This is a genomic window from Cryobacterium sp. RTC2.1, assembly GCF_035018685.1.
Classification (GTDB): domain Bacteria; phylum Actinomycetota; class Actinomycetes; order Actinomycetales; family Microbacteriaceae; genus Cryobacterium; species Cryobacterium glucosi.
The window spans coordinates 1-15,400 of the sequence record NZ_JASJXJ010000091.1 but is presented as its reverse complement, the minus strand read 5'-3'; the positions used below and the strand labels follow the sequence as shown (position 1 = coordinate 15,400).

Annotated in this window: 13 protein-coding genes and 1 pseudogene; 5 read left to right on the top strand and 9 right to left on the bottom strand. The window is 68.9% G+C overall.

Translation table 11 applies throughout. The annotated features are described in order from the left end of the window. Nucleotides 1–108 precede the first annotated feature (108 nt). Together QN357_RS12060 and QN357_RS12055 are read left to right on the top strand one after the other, a co-directional pair. Nucleotides 109–1,281: a winged helix DNA-binding domain-containing protein gene (locus QN357_RS12060; protein WP_322135754.1), complete on the top strand. Its 1,173-nt coding sequence runs from the start codon at nucleotides 109–111 to the stop codon at nucleotides 1,279–1,281. A 4-nt stretch (nucleotides 1,282–1,285) separates the two neighbouring features. Next, on the top strand, nucleotides 1,286–2,323 hold the full coding sequence (locus tag QN357_RS12055) for an FUSC family protein (RefSeq protein ID WP_134559821.1): 1,038 nt from the start codon (nucleotides 1,286–1,288) through the stop codon (nucleotides 2,321–2,323). Nucleotides 2,324–2,379: 56 nt separating this feature from the next. Here the strand turns inward: QN357_RS12055 and QN357_RS12050 are convergent, their stop codons facing one another. Further along, on the bottom strand, nucleotides 2,380–2,943 hold the full coding sequence (locus QN357_RS12050; RefSeq protein ID WP_134559820.1) for a YceI family protein: 564 nt from the start codon (nucleotides 2,941–2,943) through the stop codon (nucleotides 2,380–2,382). A 144-nt stretch (nucleotides 2,944–3,087) separates the two neighbouring features. On the opposite strand from QN357_RS12050, the gene QN357_RS12045 reads away from it, so the two are divergent. Together QN357_RS12045 and QN357_RS12040 are read left to right on the top strand one after the other, a co-directional pair. Continuing rightward, nucleotides 3,088–3,879: an oxygenase MpaB family protein gene (locus tag QN357_RS12045; RefSeq protein ID WP_323504934.1), complete on the top strand. Its 792-nt coding sequence runs from the start codon at nucleotides 3,088–3,090 to the stop codon at nucleotides 3,877–3,879. A 54-nt stretch (nucleotides 3,880–3,933) separates the two neighbouring features. After that, nucleotides 3,934–5,316, top strand: coding sequence for a DUF2252 domain-containing protein (locus QN357_RS12040; protein WP_322135752.1), 1,383 nt, complete (start codon nucleotides 3,934–3,936; stop codon nucleotides 5,314–5,316). 13 nt (nucleotides 5,317–5,329) lie between these two features. Here QN357_RS12040 and QN357_RS12035 read toward each other — a convergent pair whose 3' ends face one another. The 6 genes from QN357_RS12035 to QN357_RS12010 form a co-directional block, all read right to left on the bottom strand. After that, entirely contained in the window at nucleotides 5,330–5,866 is a 537-nt protein-coding gene (locus QN357_RS12035) for a hypothetical protein (RefSeq protein WP_134447966.1), read from the bottom strand. A gap of 92 nt (nucleotides 5,867–5,958) precedes the next feature. Continuing rightward, nucleotides 5,959–6,483: a hypothetical protein gene (locus QN357_RS12030; protein WP_134559812.1), complete on the bottom strand. Its 525-nt coding sequence runs from the start codon at nucleotides 6,481–6,483 to the stop codon at nucleotides 5,959–5,961. After that, a complete protein-coding gene (gene treZ, locus QN357_RS12025) occupies nucleotides 6,480–8,291 on the bottom strand; it encodes a malto-oligosyltrehalose trehalohydrolase (RefSeq protein WP_322135751.1) in 1,812 nt (603 codons plus the stop codon). The genes QN357_RS12030 and treZ overlap by 4 nt, the downstream gene beginning before the upstream one ends. Beyond that, nucleotides 8,288–10,666: a malto-oligosyltrehalose synthase gene (gene treY / locus QN357_RS12020; protein ID WP_322135750.1), complete on the bottom strand. Its 2,379-nt coding sequence runs from the start codon at nucleotides 10,664–10,666 to the stop codon at nucleotides 8,288–8,290. Before treY ends, treZ begins: the two co-directional genes overlap by 4 nt. After that, entirely contained in the window at nucleotides 10,663–12,873 is a 2,211-nt protein-coding gene (gene glgX, locus QN357_RS12015) for a glycogen debranching protein GlgX (RefSeq protein ID WP_134447958.1), read from the bottom strand. The genes treY and glgX overlap by 4 nt, the downstream gene beginning before the upstream one ends. A 98-nt stretch (nucleotides 12,874–12,971) precedes the next feature. Next, nucleotides 12,972–14,006, bottom strand: a complete 1,035-nt coding sequence (locus QN357_RS12010) for an LLM class flavin-dependent oxidoreductase (RefSeq protein WP_134561183.1) — start codon at nucleotides 14,004–14,006, stop codon at nucleotides 12,972–12,974. A 195-nt stretch (nucleotides 14,007–14,201) separates the two neighbouring features. On the opposite strand from QN357_RS12010, the gene QN357_RS12005 reads away from it, so the two are divergent. Continuing rightward, a complete protein-coding gene (locus tag QN357_RS12005) occupies nucleotides 14,202–14,576 on the top strand; it encodes a glyoxalase superfamily protein (protein WP_134447954.1) in 375 nt (124 codons plus the stop codon). A gap of 37 nt (nucleotides 14,577–14,613) precedes the next feature. Here the strand turns inward: QN357_RS12005 and QN357_RS12000 are convergent, their stop codons facing one another. Together QN357_RS12000 and QN357_RS11995 are read right to left on the bottom strand one after the other, a co-directional pair. After that, complete coding sequence (locus QN357_RS12000) at nucleotides 14,614–15,033, bottom strand: YchJ family protein (protein ID WP_134447952.1); 420 nt, start codon at nucleotides 15,031–15,033, stop codon at nucleotides 14,614–14,616. A gap of 67 nt (nucleotides 15,034–15,100) precedes the next feature. Then, a pseudogene (locus tag QN357_RS11995) lies at nucleotides 15,101–15,400 on the bottom strand (hypothetical protein); the annotation flags it as partial.

Below are 15,400 nucleotides of genomic sequence, written 5' to 3'. Positions count from 1 at the left end.
GTCTTCGACGTGCGCCATGCGACGGAAGACGACGACTGGTTGCTGCTGCGGACCTTCGACTGACCCGGCCGGTTCCACAGTGTCCCCGCCCGGCGTCATACTGGCCGCATGCCCACGCGTGCCTCCCGCTCCGATGTCCTGCGCCTCCGACTGGTGAGCCACGGGCTTTCCGCGCCCGCAGGAGAGGCCGGCGGGCCGGACGGCTTGCTCGCCGTGGTCGAGCGGATGCTCGCGGTGCAGGCCCAGGACCTTCCCGCGGCGAGCTGGGCGCTCGGGGTGCGCTCCCCAGGCACCGTCGCCGCCGACGTCCTGTCCGCGCTCGATGCCGGGTCGATCGTGCGTTCGTATCCGATGCGCGGAACGCTGCACCTGGTCCCCGCGACCGACGTCCGGTGGATGCTGGACCTCACCGCCGCAAAGGTGCTCGCATCGATGGCGACCAGGCAGAGACAACTCGGGCTCGACGACACCATCATCGCCGCGGCCGCGGAGGCGGCCACCGGCCTCCTCTCCGGCGGCAGGCGCCTCAGCCGCACCCCGTTCCTCGCCGGGCTGCGGTCCGCGGGGATCAACCCCGACGGCCAGCGCGGCTATCACCTGATCGCCGCCCTCGCGCTCGCGGGTCTCGTGGTCTGGGGTCCCAACCAGGACGGCCAGCCTGCGCTCGCCCTGCTCGACGAGTGGGCGCCCGCGCAGCGCCGCCTCGACCGAAGTGAGGGACTCGCCGAGTTCCTCGTCCGCTACCTGGATGGCCACGGCCCCGCGACCCTGCGCGACTTCGCGGCGTGGACCCAGCTCACGGTCGCTGACGCCCGGGTCGCTCTCGCGGAAGCCGGCGACCGGCTGGAGGAGCTCGAGGTGGACGGCGAGACCCTGCTCCTCCCCGCGGCCACGGAACGCGGCACCCTCGGCTCGCGACCGGCACAGCGCACGCCCGTGCTCGCGCTGCCCGGCTTCGACGAGTACCTGCTTGGCTACCGCGACCGGTCGTACGTCGTGGACGACGCCGATTTCCCGCGGGTCGTTCCCGGTCTCAACGGGATCTTCCTGCCGCTCATCGTCGCGGACGGGCGCGTGATCGGCACCTGGCGGAAAGAAACCACGCGCACCAGGGCGGCCGGACCGACCGTCGCGGTCGAGGCTGCGCCGTTCGGCACCCTCACCGCACGGCGAACCACCGGCTTCGCCAGGGCGATCCGTGACTATTCCGCCTTCACCGGACTTCCCACGACGATCACTCCCCCGACTGCCCCTTCCGCTCGAGCGGGCACGATATCCTGAACGGGTGAGAATATCGGCCCGCGTTCGATCCTCGAGCCGGATTCCGTTGCTCCAGGCTGTGAAGACCTCCCTCGCCGTCATGCTCGGCTGGGTGCTGTCGCAGGGACTCCTGCACACTGAGCTCCCAATCTTCGCCGCGATCGCGGCGCTTCTCGTCGTGCAGCCGAACATCAACCAGACCCTCGGCCGGGCGATCGAGCGCAGCCTCGGCGTCGTCGGCGGGGTGCTCGTCGCCTACGGCGTCGGCGTAGCATTCGGCAAGTCGAGCTGGATCGTGCTGCTCGCGATCGTATTCTGCATCCTGCTCGCCTGGGCGCTCCGCCTGGCCCCGAGCTCGGCGAGCCAGATCCCGATCAGCGCCATGATGGTGCTCTCCATCGGAGCCACGACGCCGGAATACGCCAGGGATCGCATCATCGAGACGATGATCGGCGCCGCGGCCGCACTGCTCGTCAATGCGCTCATCGTGCCGCCGGTGCTGCTCGCGCCCGCGCACGAGACGGTCATCCGCCTCGCTCGCGAGGTCGCGGACACCCTGGACCGCATCGTCGACGCGCTGCGCTTCCCGCAGACGCAGACGCAGATCGAGGAGATGATGATCAAGGCGCGGCTGCTCAGGCCGATGCTGAACAAGGCGGAGAAAGCCCTCAAATCAGCGGAGGAGAGCCTGACCCTGAACCCGCGCCACACCACGAACCGACGCCTGCTCGACGTCGACGAGGAGTTCTACAACCGGCTGACCTCTCTCGTGACCCGTGCGATCGGCATGACGAGGTCGCTCAGGGACCACTACGACCATTCCCTGCATCTCGAGCCGACGGTGCTCGCGATCACCGTCGAGCTGAGCCGCTCCGCGCACGACCTCCGGCTCCTCGCTGCGGAGGCGGACTATCCCGATCGGGATCACCTGCCCGTCGCGGTGGAACCGCCCGCCCTGACCGAACCGCTCCTGATCATGACGCCGCATCCGCAGCACTGGATCCTGATCGGATCGCTCATGGAGGACCTGCGGAGGGTCCGCGAAGAGATCAAGGGCGAGTAGTAGCCCAAAAAAAGGGGCCCCACCGAAGTGGGACCCCTTTTCACGAACCGGGAAGACTACGCCTGGTTGAGGACGGCCTGCAGCTCGATCGTGATGGTGACCTTTTCACCGAGGAGGAAGCCGCCGGTCTCAAGCGCTGCGTTGTAGTTGAGGCCGAAGTCGGCGCGGGTGATCTCGGTCTTGGCCGTTGCACCGGCCTTGTAGTTGCCGTACGGGTCGGTGCCGAAGCCGCCGAACTCGAAGTCGAAGGTGACGGGCTTGGTGACGCCCTTGATCGTGAGGTTGCCGTCGACGAGGAACTCGCCCTTGACTTCACGGACACCGGTGGAGACGAAGTCGATCGTCGGGTAGGTCTCGGCCTCGAAGAAGTCGCCGGTGCGGAGGTGGCCGTCGCGGTTGGCTTCGTTGGTGTTGATCGAAGCGACGTCTGCCGAGGCGGTGACGACGGAGTCGAGGGGGTTCTCGCCGGTGACGAAGGTCGCTGCGAAGGTGTCGAACGTGCCCTTGACCTTGCTGATCATGATGTGGCGGATGCTGAAGCCGACCTCGGAGTGGGTCGGGTCGATTGTCCAGGTTCCGGCCTTGTAGCCCGGGATGGTCGTCGCGGTGGTTTCGGTCATGATGCTCCTCAAGTCTGCGTGACGGATGGATCGCCGCCCTCGGATACATGCAAGCGCATAGAGAGCGGGTTTATTCCGGATCGGGGAGAAACTCCCGAAATACTTTTGCCGGACTACACTCGGCCATCACAGGGGAGGCCGGTCATGCTGCAGCTTCGGGACATCGCGGGCGAAGCCGTCATGCTGCTCGCGGGCGGTCGCTCCATCCTGCTCCAGCTCGCGGATCCGGCGATCGGGCACGGGGTCGCCCACCACAGCGATTTCGAGAACCGGCCGCTCGACCGGCTGGCCGGCACCCTGAGCTACGCATACGCCGTGACCTGCGGCACTCCCGATCAGGCAAGGGCTGCGGTCCGGCGGGTGAACCGGGCCCACGTTCCCGTCGTCGGCGTGGCAGCCGGCGGGGCGCCAGCGTACAACGCCTTCACGCCCGAGCTGCAGCTCTGGGTGGCCGCGACGCTCTACGACTCGGCCGTCGGCATGTACGAACGGGTGTTCGGAGCGTTCGACGAAGGCACCGCCGAGTCCCTGTACCGGGAATACGCGGTGCTCGGCACGGCTCTGCAGGTGCCCGAAGCGCTGTGGCCGCGCGATCGGGCGGCCTTCGCGACCTACTGGCAGGAGAGGCTCGATGGGCTCCGGACGGATGACACCACCCGGGAGGTCGCCAGACGGCTCCTGTACCCCCGCAGCGGGCCGCTGCTGTTGCGCCTGGCCATGCCCCTCGCTCGCCTGGTCACCGTCGGACTGCTGCCACCCTCCGTGCGCGACCTGTTCGACCTGAGCTGGTCTCCTCGTCGGCAACGCCGCTTCGACCGGATGCTGCGCCTCACGATCCGCGTCTACACGCTGCTCCCGAGGCGCGTGCGGCACTGGCCGCGCGACCACTACCTCGGCTCCCCCGCTCCGTCAGCCGCACGGATTCGTGTTCGCTGATCCGTTTCGCTGATCCGTGGAACGCCGCGTTTGTCGGGGCGATACACTCTCGCCATGGACAGCACGACGGACACCGTTCGCCCCACGACGACGCAGCATGAAGAGCTGGGCCGTGCAGCGCGGATGCGGCTGCCGCGATCGTCGCTCGCCGCCTGGGAGGCCCCGGCGAATCGCTCCGATCCGGTGGACCTGCTCCTGGGTCAGGCGAGCACGAGAGACCCGTCCCTGATCCCGCTGCGGCATGCCCGGATGGGCGTGTCACCGTTCACGTTCTTCCGTGGAACGGCGCTCGTGATGGCGCGGGACCTCGCCGCGCTTCCGGACACGGGGCTCGGCACCCAGCTCTGCGGTGACGCGCACCTGTCCAATTTCGGCCTGTTCGCGAGCGAGGACCGCCGCGTCGTCTTCGACGTCAACGATTTCGACGAGACCTGGCGCGGACCCTTCGAGTGGGACGTGAAGCGTCTGGCGACCTCGTTCGTCCTCGCCGCTGCCGACGCCGGCCTGCCTGCCGAGATCGGCAGGGCTGCTGCCCTCGAGGCCGCGCACAGCTATCGCAGCACGATCGCGGACTATTCGAGTATGCCCATCATGCGCGTCTGGTACGACCGGATGGAATCGAGCCACGTCGAAGCCATCATCTCCGCGTCGACGGGCAAGACCGGTCGCCGCGCGGTCAGGGACAGCGTCGCCAAGGCGGAGACCCGCGACACCTGGTCCGTCGTGCGCAAGCTCACCCGGGTGGTGGACGGGCACCGGCGGTTCCTCGACCAGCCGCCGCTGCTGACCAGGATCCCGCTCGCCGGCTCGACGGCCGAAATCGTCGAGGCGACCTTCGCCGCCTATCGCGCATCGCTCAACGAAAGCCGCAGGCGCCTGCTCGACCGGTTCCACATCATCGACTTCGCCCACAAGGTCGTCGGGGTCGGCAGCGTTGGCCTGTACTCCTGGGTCGTCCTGCTCGAAGGGATCGGACCGGAAGACGTGCTCGTGCTCCAGCTCAAGGAGGCACAGCGATCGGTGATCGACCGGAGTGACACGGCGACGGGGTCGCACGCGGGGCCCGCCCATTCCGGCCAGCGCGTCGTCGAGGGCCAGCGCCTGATGCAGGCCTCGGGAGACGTGTTCCTCGGTTGGGCGACGACCCCGCTCGGCGGGCAGTACTACGGGCGTCAGCTGCGCGACATGAAGTGGTCGCCCGATCCTGCGACGTTCACCGCGGCAGGGCTGCTCGCCTATGCCCGGCTGACCGGCACGACACTCGCGCGCGCCCACGCCCGCTCCGGAGACCCGGTGCCGATCGCCGCCTACCTGGGCCTGGGCGGCAAGGCCGACAGGGCGTTCGCCGACTTCGCGGTCGCATACGCGGAGCAGGCCACGGCGGACTACGCCGGTTTCGTCGCCGCGACCAGGTCAGGGCGCCTCGTCAGCGCTTAGTGGAAACCGTCGCCTAGAAGAAACCGTCCGGCGTGCCCGCCGCCTTGGTGACCTCATCGGTGCCGATGTGGGCTGCGGTGAGCTTGGCCATCGCCACGCGGAGTCCCGATTCCATCTGGGCAGCCCAGACCTCGGTCTCCCGGCTCGACGCGTCCGCGACGTCGGCCCGCTTGATCGCGGTCTCCTTCTCGGCGCGCTCGTTCTTGACCTGCTGGATGCTCAGGGTGATTCCGTAGTACGCCGCGACCATCGACGCGATCGGAGTCGCGAAGACGGCGAGGGCGTTGATGCTCTCGCTCGAGACGCCGACGAGGATCATCACGACGAACGCCAGTCCGAGCATCCCGATGGCGGCGAGCACGACGAGCGCAGTGCGCGACGCGCCGCTCCCGCTGGCCGAAACGGCGGATGCCGGCCGAGGCTGCTTCTCCGGCGGGGCCGAGATCGCCCGGGACCCGGTCTCCGTTCCAACGACCGGGGTCACGGCCGTGTTGTCACCCGTGTTGTACGGGGTGGTGCGGTTGAAGTTCTCTGTCGGAAAATCAGTCATGGTGGTACTCCGTCATCCCTGTGGTTTCGGCACGTATGTGGTTTCGGCACGTGTGTGTGGGTCTGAAGTTGCGGGCATCCGCCCGATCCGGTTCACGTGGTCCGGCCGGCCCGGCCGGACGCGTCCGGCGGGCTCGGCACGTCGTCCGCTGCGTCGAGGAAGACCCGTTTATACGAGCGGCCGTCCGGCAGCTCGATGGTCTGGCTGGCCAGTTTACCCCGGCTCACCCGGAGATAGACGGCCTGGACGGTGATACCGAGCCTCGTCGCCGCCTCCGCGACCGAGTATCCGGGCAGTTCGGTCGGCACGGAACTCGGACGGGCCGATCGCTTCCGGCCTGCCTCGAGACGGGCGGCGATCTCGGAATCCGAACCGCTCCACCGCCACCTGGCCGCCGGTGGTTTCAGCCCGGCCGCCGCCGCGATGGCCTCCCAGCCGGTACCGGCGGCGAGGGCGTCCCGCACCGCGGTGAGGGTCGCCGGGTCGGCGTCGAGGGCGAGCAGCAGCCGGCGGATGCCGCGTACGCGGTCGAGCGGGTCCGCTGCGGAATCGAGGGCCGCGAGTGCGGCAAGGGCCGTTCCGGTCTCCGCGGACAGGAAGCCGCGCTGACCGCTCACGAGGCCGCCTGGGCGAGGACGAGCACGGAGTGCGGTGCCAGCACGACGGACCCGTCGTCCGCGCGGGAGAGCAGCGCGGGCCCGTCCGTCCCGAAGTCGAGCAGCACGGCGCCGGACCCGGCAGGCATGCGCCGGGCATCCGCTGCGAGGTTCACCAGGATCTCCGCGGAACCACGGACCAGGCGCAGCCAGGACCCCTCGGCGTCGTACTCGACACCGACCCGGTCAAGGCGCGGTTCCGTGAAGGACGGCACCTCGCGGCGCAGTTCTGCGAGCCGTCGGTAGAGGCCGAGCAGCCGTGCGGGTCCTGGACGCTCGGATTCGTCCCAGTCGAGCCGGGACCTCGTGAACGTCGCCGGATCCTGCGGGTCGGGCACGAGTGCGGGATCCCAGCCCATCCGCGCGAATTCGCTGATCCGCCCGGTCGCGGTCGCCGCGCCGAGTTCCGGCTCCGGGTGCGAGGTGAAGAACTGCCACGGCGTGGTCGCACCCCATTCCTCCCCCATGAAGAGCATCGGGGTGAAGGGGCCGAGAAGGGTCAGGGTCGCGGCGATGGCGAGCTGGCCTGCGTCGAGCGTGCCGGTCAGGCGATCGCCGGTGGCACGGTTTCCGATCTGGTCATGGTTCTGGCTGCCGACGACGAGACGCCAGGCCGGCATCCGTTGCCTGTCGATCGGACGGCCGTGCCTGCGGCCGCGGAAGCTCGAGAACGTTCCGTCGTGGAAGTAGCCGTCGGTGAGGACCTTGGCGAGGGCACTGAGCGGGGCGAAGTCGGCGTAGTAGCCGGTGGTCTCCCCGGTCAGTGCGACGTGCACGGCATGGTGGAAGTCGTCGCTCCACTGTGCGTCGAGGCCGTAGCCTCCGGCCTCCGCCGGGGTGATCAGGCGTGGATCGTTGAGGTCGGACTCGGCGATCAGGGTCAGCGGGCGACCGGCGAAGGCACTGAGCGCGGCGACCTCCCCGGCCATTTCCTCGAGCAGGTGGGTTGCCCGATCGTCGCGGAGGGCGTGCACGGCGTCGAGGCGCAGCCCGTCGACGTGATATTCGTCGAGCCACATCAGGGCGTTGTCGATGATGTGCCGCCTGACCGGATCGGAGTCCGGTCCGTCGAGGTTCAGCGAGGAACCCCAGGTGTTCCCGGCCGCCTCGCTGAGGTACGGCCCGAATTCCGGCAGGTAGTTCCCACTCGGCCCGAGATGGTTGTAGACGACGTCCTGGATCACTCCGATGCCGGCCTGGTGGCAGGCGTCGACGAAGCGCTGGTAGGCGGCGGGTCCCCCGTAGCCCTCGTGGACGGCGTACCAGAGCACGCCGTCGTAGCCCCAGTTGTGGGTTCCGTTGAAGGCGTTGACCGGCAGGAGCTCGACGAAGTCGATCCCGAGTGAGACCAGGTGGCCGAGGCGTGCTGCCGCGGCGTCGAGGGTGCCCTCCGGGGTGAAGGTACCGAGATGCAGCTCATAGAGCGTGGCGCCCGCGAGCTGGCGGCCGGTCCACCGCGAGTCCTGCCAGGCGTGCGCGCCGGGGTCGAAGGTGCGGGACAGGGCATGCACGCCGTCGGGCTGGCGGCGGGAACGCGGGTCGGGGAACGGCCCTGCGCCGTCGATCACGAATCCGTAGTCGCGAGGCTCTGCCCGGCCGTCGGACATCCGCAGGCGCCACCAGCCGCCCTCCGCCCTGGCCAGGGACCGGGTGACCGGTTCCCCGGCAGAGCCGGGGGCGGTGTCGCGCAGGAACAGGTCGACCGCCTGGGCGTGCGGCGCCCAGACCTCGACATCCCAGGCCTCGTTGGTGGGCTCTGCTCTGCTCATCTGCCGGCCTCCCCCGTGACGATCGGTGATTCGATCCCCTGGCCCGTGCCCTGATCCGGCACGAGGAGGGCGACCGGGTAGCGGCGCAGCAGGTCGCGCACGAGGAGGGTGCCGCCGGCGAACCGTTCGCCGGTGAGGACGTCGGTCACCGGGATGCCGGCGAGCACGATCGTGGTGTCCCGCCAGCCTCCCTGTGCTGCGAGGCCGAGCGGAAGCCGGGTGGCGACCGTGACGGCGTCGCCGCGGTCGAAGGCGAGCAGGTGTGCCGCGGCGGCGCCGTATGCCGGAACGGCCGCGTGGCGGAAGAACCGTTCGGGGGCGTCGCGGCGCTGGCGCAGCGCGCGGCTCGTGACGAGCAGCTTCGCGGCGCCGGTCTCGTCGATGGGCGGCAGCCATCCGTCGTCGATACGGGCGAGGATGCCGCGGCGGACGGTGTAGTCGACGGGGCGCCGGTTGTCCGGGTCGACGAGGGAGGTCTCCCAGAGTTCGCTGCCCTGGTAGACGTCCGGTGCTCCCGGCATGGTGAGCTGCACGAGCTTGGCCGAGAGGGAGTTGCTCCAGCCCGCCTGCCGCACCCGTTCCACGAAGTCCGTGAGGGCGGCCGTGACGGCGGGGTCGTCGAAGGCCGCGGCTACCAGGGTCTCGAGCTTCTCCTCGAAGGCGGCGTCCGGGGCGTTCCAGGTCGTCGACGTTCCGGATTCGCGGGCGGCCTTGAGCGCGTATGCGCCCAGGCGTTCGCGGCTGGCCGGCCAGGACCCGACGACCGCCTGCCAGAGCAGGTTCTCGAGCGGGCCGTCGCCGAGCGGCACATTCGTGCGAAGCGTGTCCAGGGTCGCCTCCCACTCCGCGGGGATCTCGGCGATGACGGTGATGCGGGCGCGGACGTCCTCTCCCCGTTTCGTGTCGTGGGTGGAGAGCGTCGTCATCGAGTCAGGGAAGGTCGCCGCCCTGGCCTGCTGGCGCGCGTGGAAGGTATCCGCATCGATGGAGAATTCCGAGGGGTCTGCTCCGACCTCGTTGAGCGAGGTGAGCCGGCTGTAGCGGTAGTACGCGGTGTCCTCGACGCCTTTGGCCATCACCATGCCGGAGGTCTGCTGGAACCGGACGGCAGCGGGGGTCCGCGGGTCGGCCAGCACGGCCAGGAGCCGGCCGATCGTTCCGGCGAGGTCCGGCCTGCGGTCGGACGCGCGCCGTGCGGCCTCGTCGAGCAGCTCGAAGCCGAGCGGGAGGTAGGAGCGGTACACCGGCATGGCGGTGAGCAGCTCTGCGAGGGCGTCGACCGCCTCCGGCCCGGGGATCCCGGGGATGAGGCGTGCGATCCTGCGCACCTCTGAGCCCAGGATGCCGTCGGCGATGCCTCGTTTCCGCTCGGAGACGAGCTCGGCCCAGGTCTGCGGGCGGCCGTTCTCCCCCGGTTCCGGGGAATCGTCCTGCAGGCGTTTCTCGAGCGCGTCGAGGGCCGGCCGTCCCGCCGGGTCGACGAGGATCCGGTCGATGTCGGCGAGGGCGTCGTAGCCCGTCGTGCCCCTGGTGGACCAGCTCGTCGGCAGGGTCTCGTCGCCCTCGAGGATCTTCTCGACGAGCACGTACGTTCCGTCGGTCGCCAGGCGCAGCCGGTCGAGGTAACCGCCCGGGTCGGCGAGGCCGTCGGGGTGGTCGACCCTGATGCCCTGAACGAGGCCGTCCCGCACCCAGCGAACGATCTCGCGATGCGACTCGTCGAAGACCCAGGGAACCTCGACGCGGATGCCCGCAAGGCTGTTCACGGCGAAGAAGCGCCGGTAGTTGAGGTCCCGGTCGGCACGGCGCCAGTTGACCAGCGTGTAGTGCTGCCTCGAGTGCACGGTCCGGGGATCGGCGCCGTCGTCGGCCGTGCCGGGGAGGATCGGGAACCGGTGGTCGTAGTAGTGCAGCTCGTCGCCGACGATCTCGAGCCGGTCGAGTTCGCTGCCCTCTCCCGCGTCGCCGAGGGCCGGAAGCAGGATCTTTCCATCGCCCGCCGCCCAGTCGACGTCGAACGCCTCCGAATAACGGGAGTCCTGCCCGAATCGGAGCAGGTCCCACCACCAGGCGTTGCGGTGCGGGTCGTCGACGCCCATGTGATTGGGCACGATGTCCACGAGGATGCCGCGCCCGGCATCCGCCACCGCTGCAGCGAGCAGGCGGAGCCCCTCAGGCCCGCCCCTGGCGGGGTCGATGGCCGCGTGGTCGACGACGTCGTAACCGTGGTCGGAGCCGTCGGCGGAGGTGAGGAGCGGCGAGAGGTAGATCCAGTCCGCGCCGAGGCCGACGACGTAGTCGAGGACCCTCTCAGCGGCGGCGAGGTCGAAGGCCGCGGTGATCTGCAACCGGTAGGTCGAGTGCGGGATCCTCATGGTTCGACCGGGTGGTCCGGGTTGAGCGCGAGCGCCGTCGGCGTTCCGGCGAGGCCGGCGAGGGAGGCTGCCACGGAATGGTCAGGCGCGACCTCGGGCGCCTGGTAGGCACGCAGCACGACGACGGACCGGGACTTGACGGTCTGGATCGCGCCGGCCGGGCGCGGGATCGCGTCGGCGCCTTCGCCGGCCGTGTCGACCACGATCTCCCACTGCGGGGCGTAGATCGCAGGGGGCAGCCGGAATTCGACGTCCTCGGCGTCCGTGTTGAAGCACACGAGGAAGTTGACGTCGACGACGGGCTGGCCGCGATAGTCGCGTTCCCGGATGCCGTCGCCGTTGAGGTACATGGCGACCGTGCCTGCCCTGCCCTCGTCCCAGTCCTCCGTGCGCATCTCCTCGCCGTCGCTGTTCAGCCAGACGATGTCGCTCAGGGTGTCGCCGTCGGCGGCGCGGACGTTGGGATGTCCGTCGAAGAAGCGGCTGCGGCGGAAGGTGGGATGGTCCTTGCGCAGCCGGGAGATCGCGGCGGTGAATTCGATGAGCGGCTGGTCTGCCGTGTCCCAGTGGATCCAGCTGAGCTCGGAGTCCTGGGCGTAGGTGTTGTTGTTGCCCTGCTGGGTGCGGCCGAGCTCGTCGCCGTGCAGGAGCATCGGCACGCCCTGGGACAGAAGGAGGGTGGTCAGGAAGTTGCGGTGCTGCCTGGCTCGCAGGGCGAGGACTTCCGCGTCGTCCGTCGGGCCCTCCGCACCGGAATTCCAGGACCGGTTGTGCGACTCACCGTCGTTGTTGCCCTCGCCGTTGGCGTCGTTGTGCTTCTCGTTGTAGGAGACGAGGTCGGAGAGGGTGAAGCCGTCGTGCGCCGTGACGAAGTTGATCGAGGCCACCGGACGCCGCCCGGAGTGCTCGTAGAGATCCGCGGAGCCCGTGATCCGCGAGGCGAACTCTCCGAGGGTCGACGGCTCACCCCGCCAGAAGTCGCGGACGGTGTCCCGGTACTTCCCGTTCCATTCCGTCCACTGGGCCGGGAAGTTGCCGACCTGGTAACCGCCGGGGCCGACGTCCCACGGCTCGGCGATGAGCTTCACCTGGGAAACGATCGGATCCTGCTGGACGAGTTCGAAGAAGGTGGAGAGCTTGTCGACGTCGTAGAGGTCCCTGGCCAGGGCGGAGGCCAGGTCGAACCGGAAGCCGTCGACGTGCATCTCGATCGCCCAGTACCGCAGGGAATCCATGATGAGCTGGAGGACATGGGGGTGGCGCACGTTGAGCGTGTTTCCCGTGCCCGTGTAGTCCATGTAGTACCGCTTGTCGTCGTCCATCAGACGGTAGTACGCCTCGTTGTCGATGCCCTTGAACGAGATGGTCGGGCCGAGGTGGTTGCCCTCTGCGGTGTGGTTGTACACGACGTCGAGGATGACCTCGATGCCGGCATCGTGCAGGCTGCGCACCATTCCCTTGAACTCCTGCACCTGCTGGCCGCGATCCCCCGTTGAGGAGTACGCGTTGTGCGGGGCGAAGAAGCCGATCGTGTTGTAGCCCCAGTAGTTGCGGAGCCCCTTCTCCTCGAGCGTCCCGTCGTTGACGAACTGATGCACCGGCATCAGTTCGATGGCCGTGACTCCGAGTTTCTGCAGGTGGTCGATGACCGCGGGATGCGCGACCCCCGCGTATGTGCCGCGCTGCGACTCAGGGACGAGCTCCATGAGCTCGGTCAGGCCCTTCACGTGGGCCTCGTAGATGAACGATTCGCTGTAGGGCGTGCGCGGCGGGCGGTCGCCGAGCCAGTCGAAGAACGGGTTCACCACGACACCGAGCATCATGTGCGACGCAGAGTCGTCGTCGTTCCGGGAATCCGGGTCGCCGAAGTTGTAGGAGAAGAGCGACGGATCCCAGTCGATCGTCCCGGAGGTGGCCTTGGCGTACGGGTCGAGCAGGAGCTTGTTCTCGTTCAGTCGGTGTCCCGTTGCTGGGTTGTAGTCGCCGTGCACCCGGTAGCCGTACCGCTGCCCCGGCTGCACGAGCGGCAGGTAACAGTGCCAGATGAACGCACTCGACTCGATGACCTCCACCCGGGTCTCGGTGCCGTCATCGTCGAAGAGACACAGTTCGACGCGTTCCGCCGCCTCGCTGAAGATGGCGAAGTTCGTTCCGGTTCCGTCGAACGTCGCTCCGAGGGGGTACGCGGTGCCTGGCCAGGTTTCCAAGGGACTCCTTATGCTGATTTCCGGTGGATGCGCTCACCCGAGCGGGCAGGCGGCACCCCTTGTACGCTACCGCGTCACGAACCTCCCCAGCTGGGAGATCAACCCAGCGCGTCCCGCACCAGCGGAGCCACCCGGGTGCCGTACAGCTCGATGCTCGACATGAGCTTCTCGTGGCTGAGGGTGCCGAGGCTGTACTTCAGGTCGAAACGCGACAGGCCGAGGCCCTGCGCCGTCGCGACGATCTTGGCCGCCACGGTCTCCGGCGAGCCCACGAACAGGGCGCCCTCCGGTCCGGCATCGTGTTCGAACTGGGCGCGGCTCACGGGACCCCAACCCCGCTCCCGCCCGATGCGCTCCTGCATCGCGGCATAGTGCGGCCACATCTCCTCGCGCGCCTGCGCATCCGTTTCGGCGACGTACCCCGGGGAGTGTTCACCGATCGGCTGGGTCGGACGCTTGAATTCGCCGAGGGCGCGGTGGTAGAGCTCGACGAGGGGTGCGAAGGCGAGGGGTGAGCCGCCGATGATCGCGAGCATGAGCGGGAGCCCGTAGTGGGCGGCGCGGACAACGGACTGCGGGCTGCCGCCGACGCCGACCCAGGTGCGCATGGACCCGGACTCCGTCGGCGGGTACACGCTCTGGTCGGTGAGCCCCGCGCGGGTCGTTCCCGTCCAGGTCACCGGTTCTTCCTTGAGGAGTTCGGCGAAGAGGTTGAGTTTCTCTTCGAAGAGCCGTTCGTAGTCACCGAGGTCGAGACCGAAGAGCGGGAAGGATTCGGTGAAGGAGCCGCGGCCGAGGATGACCTCCGCGCGGCCGTTCGATACGCCGTCCAGGGTCGCGAAGCGCTCGAACACCCGGACCGGGTCGTCGGAACTCAGCACCGTCACGGCAGATCCGAGCCGGATGCGTTCGGTCCGCCCTGCGATCGCCGCGAGCACGACCTCGGGCGCCGAGACCGCGAAGTCCGTGCGGTGGTGCTCCCCGATGCCGAAGAAGTCGAGGCCGACCTGCTCGGCGAGGACCCCTTCAGCCACGACGTTGCGGAGCACCTGCGCCTGGTGCAGGGGCGCGCCGTCGGCATCCCAGGTCACGTCTCCGAAGGTGTCGAGTCCGAGTTCAAGCTCCTGTGCCATGCCATGCTCCTCTGTTGCCGGTCGTGGTGTTGCCGGGTCTGGTCCTGCCGCGCATCCCTGCACATGTCTATGCAAATGCATCCACTACCCGAACCTCCGGCACCACGCTGGTATTCCGCCCGGATCGCATTATCGTGTCAGCATCCGTCGTTCATCGCCACGTCGCGTCGCACGCCCCCCACGAATGGAGAAAGCATGGACTGGAAGATCGAGCTCATCTTCGTTCCCGTGACCGACGTCGACCGGGCGAAATCCTTCTACGTCGATCAGGTCGGCTTCCATGCCGACTTCGATTCCCAGGTCAGCGACACGCTTCGTTTCGTGCAGCTGACCCCGCCCGGTTCCGCGTGCTCGATCGCATTCGGCACCGGGATCACCGATATGGCACCGGGCTCCCAGCGTGGGGTGCAGGTCGTCGTGCCGGACGCGGACGAGGCCTGGCGGCATTTGCGAGACCACGGTGTCGACGCCACGCCCGTCGATGAGCAGCCCTGGGGTCGCTTCGTGACCTTCGCCGATCCGGACGGAAACGCCTGGACGCTCCAGGAGCTCCCTCCGCGCGACTCATGACCGGGCCCTCCCGCGCCCGGTCGGGGCACGGGTCGGGTCAGACCTCGGCGTCGACGTAGTACCAGCGCTGGGCGACGCGGGTGAAGCGGCTCACCTCGTGTTGGGCGCTCCGCACACCACCCTGGCGGCAGTATGCGGTGAATTCGACCACACCGGTCGAGTCGAATGGTCCGCCCTTTTCGGTGCGTTCGATATCGAGACGTGTCCAGTGGAGGGTGTCGTCGAGTTCGAAGTGCGCGGGTCGGGTGCTCGGATGCCACGAGTCGAGCAGGTAGTCCACGTCGCCGACGGCGAAGGCGGAGTAGCGCGATCGCATCAGGCGCTCAGCCGTCGGTGCGGAACTGACCCCGGCGTGCAGCGGGCCGCAGCACGCCGAATAGCGCTCGCCGCTCAGGCACGGGCAGTGTTCCGGGCGTTGCGCGTGCGGATCGGCGCGGGGGTCACGGGGGTTCGGCACAGCACCATTATCGCCGCCGCCGGAAGACCGGGGCGAATTCCGGGCAACGGGATCAGGGGCGAGGAGATCAGTACTGGACGTCCGACTCCGGTTGGGCGCGCACCTCGGTGGCGTCGTCACCCTCCGCAACGCCGACCAGCCCGGCAGCCTCGCCGGATTCTCCGGTCTCGGCCCCGGCCAACAGGTAGGACACGAACCAGTCGCACGCGAGGTTCGCCGCGGTGGCGAGGGCTCCGGGTTCCTCGAAGAGGTGGGTCGCACCCTCGACGACCGCGAGCCGGTTGCGACAGCGCATCCGGGTCCTGGCCCGGCGATTGAGGTCGAGCACGCCCGGGTCTGCGCCGCCGACGATCAGGAGCGTCGGGGC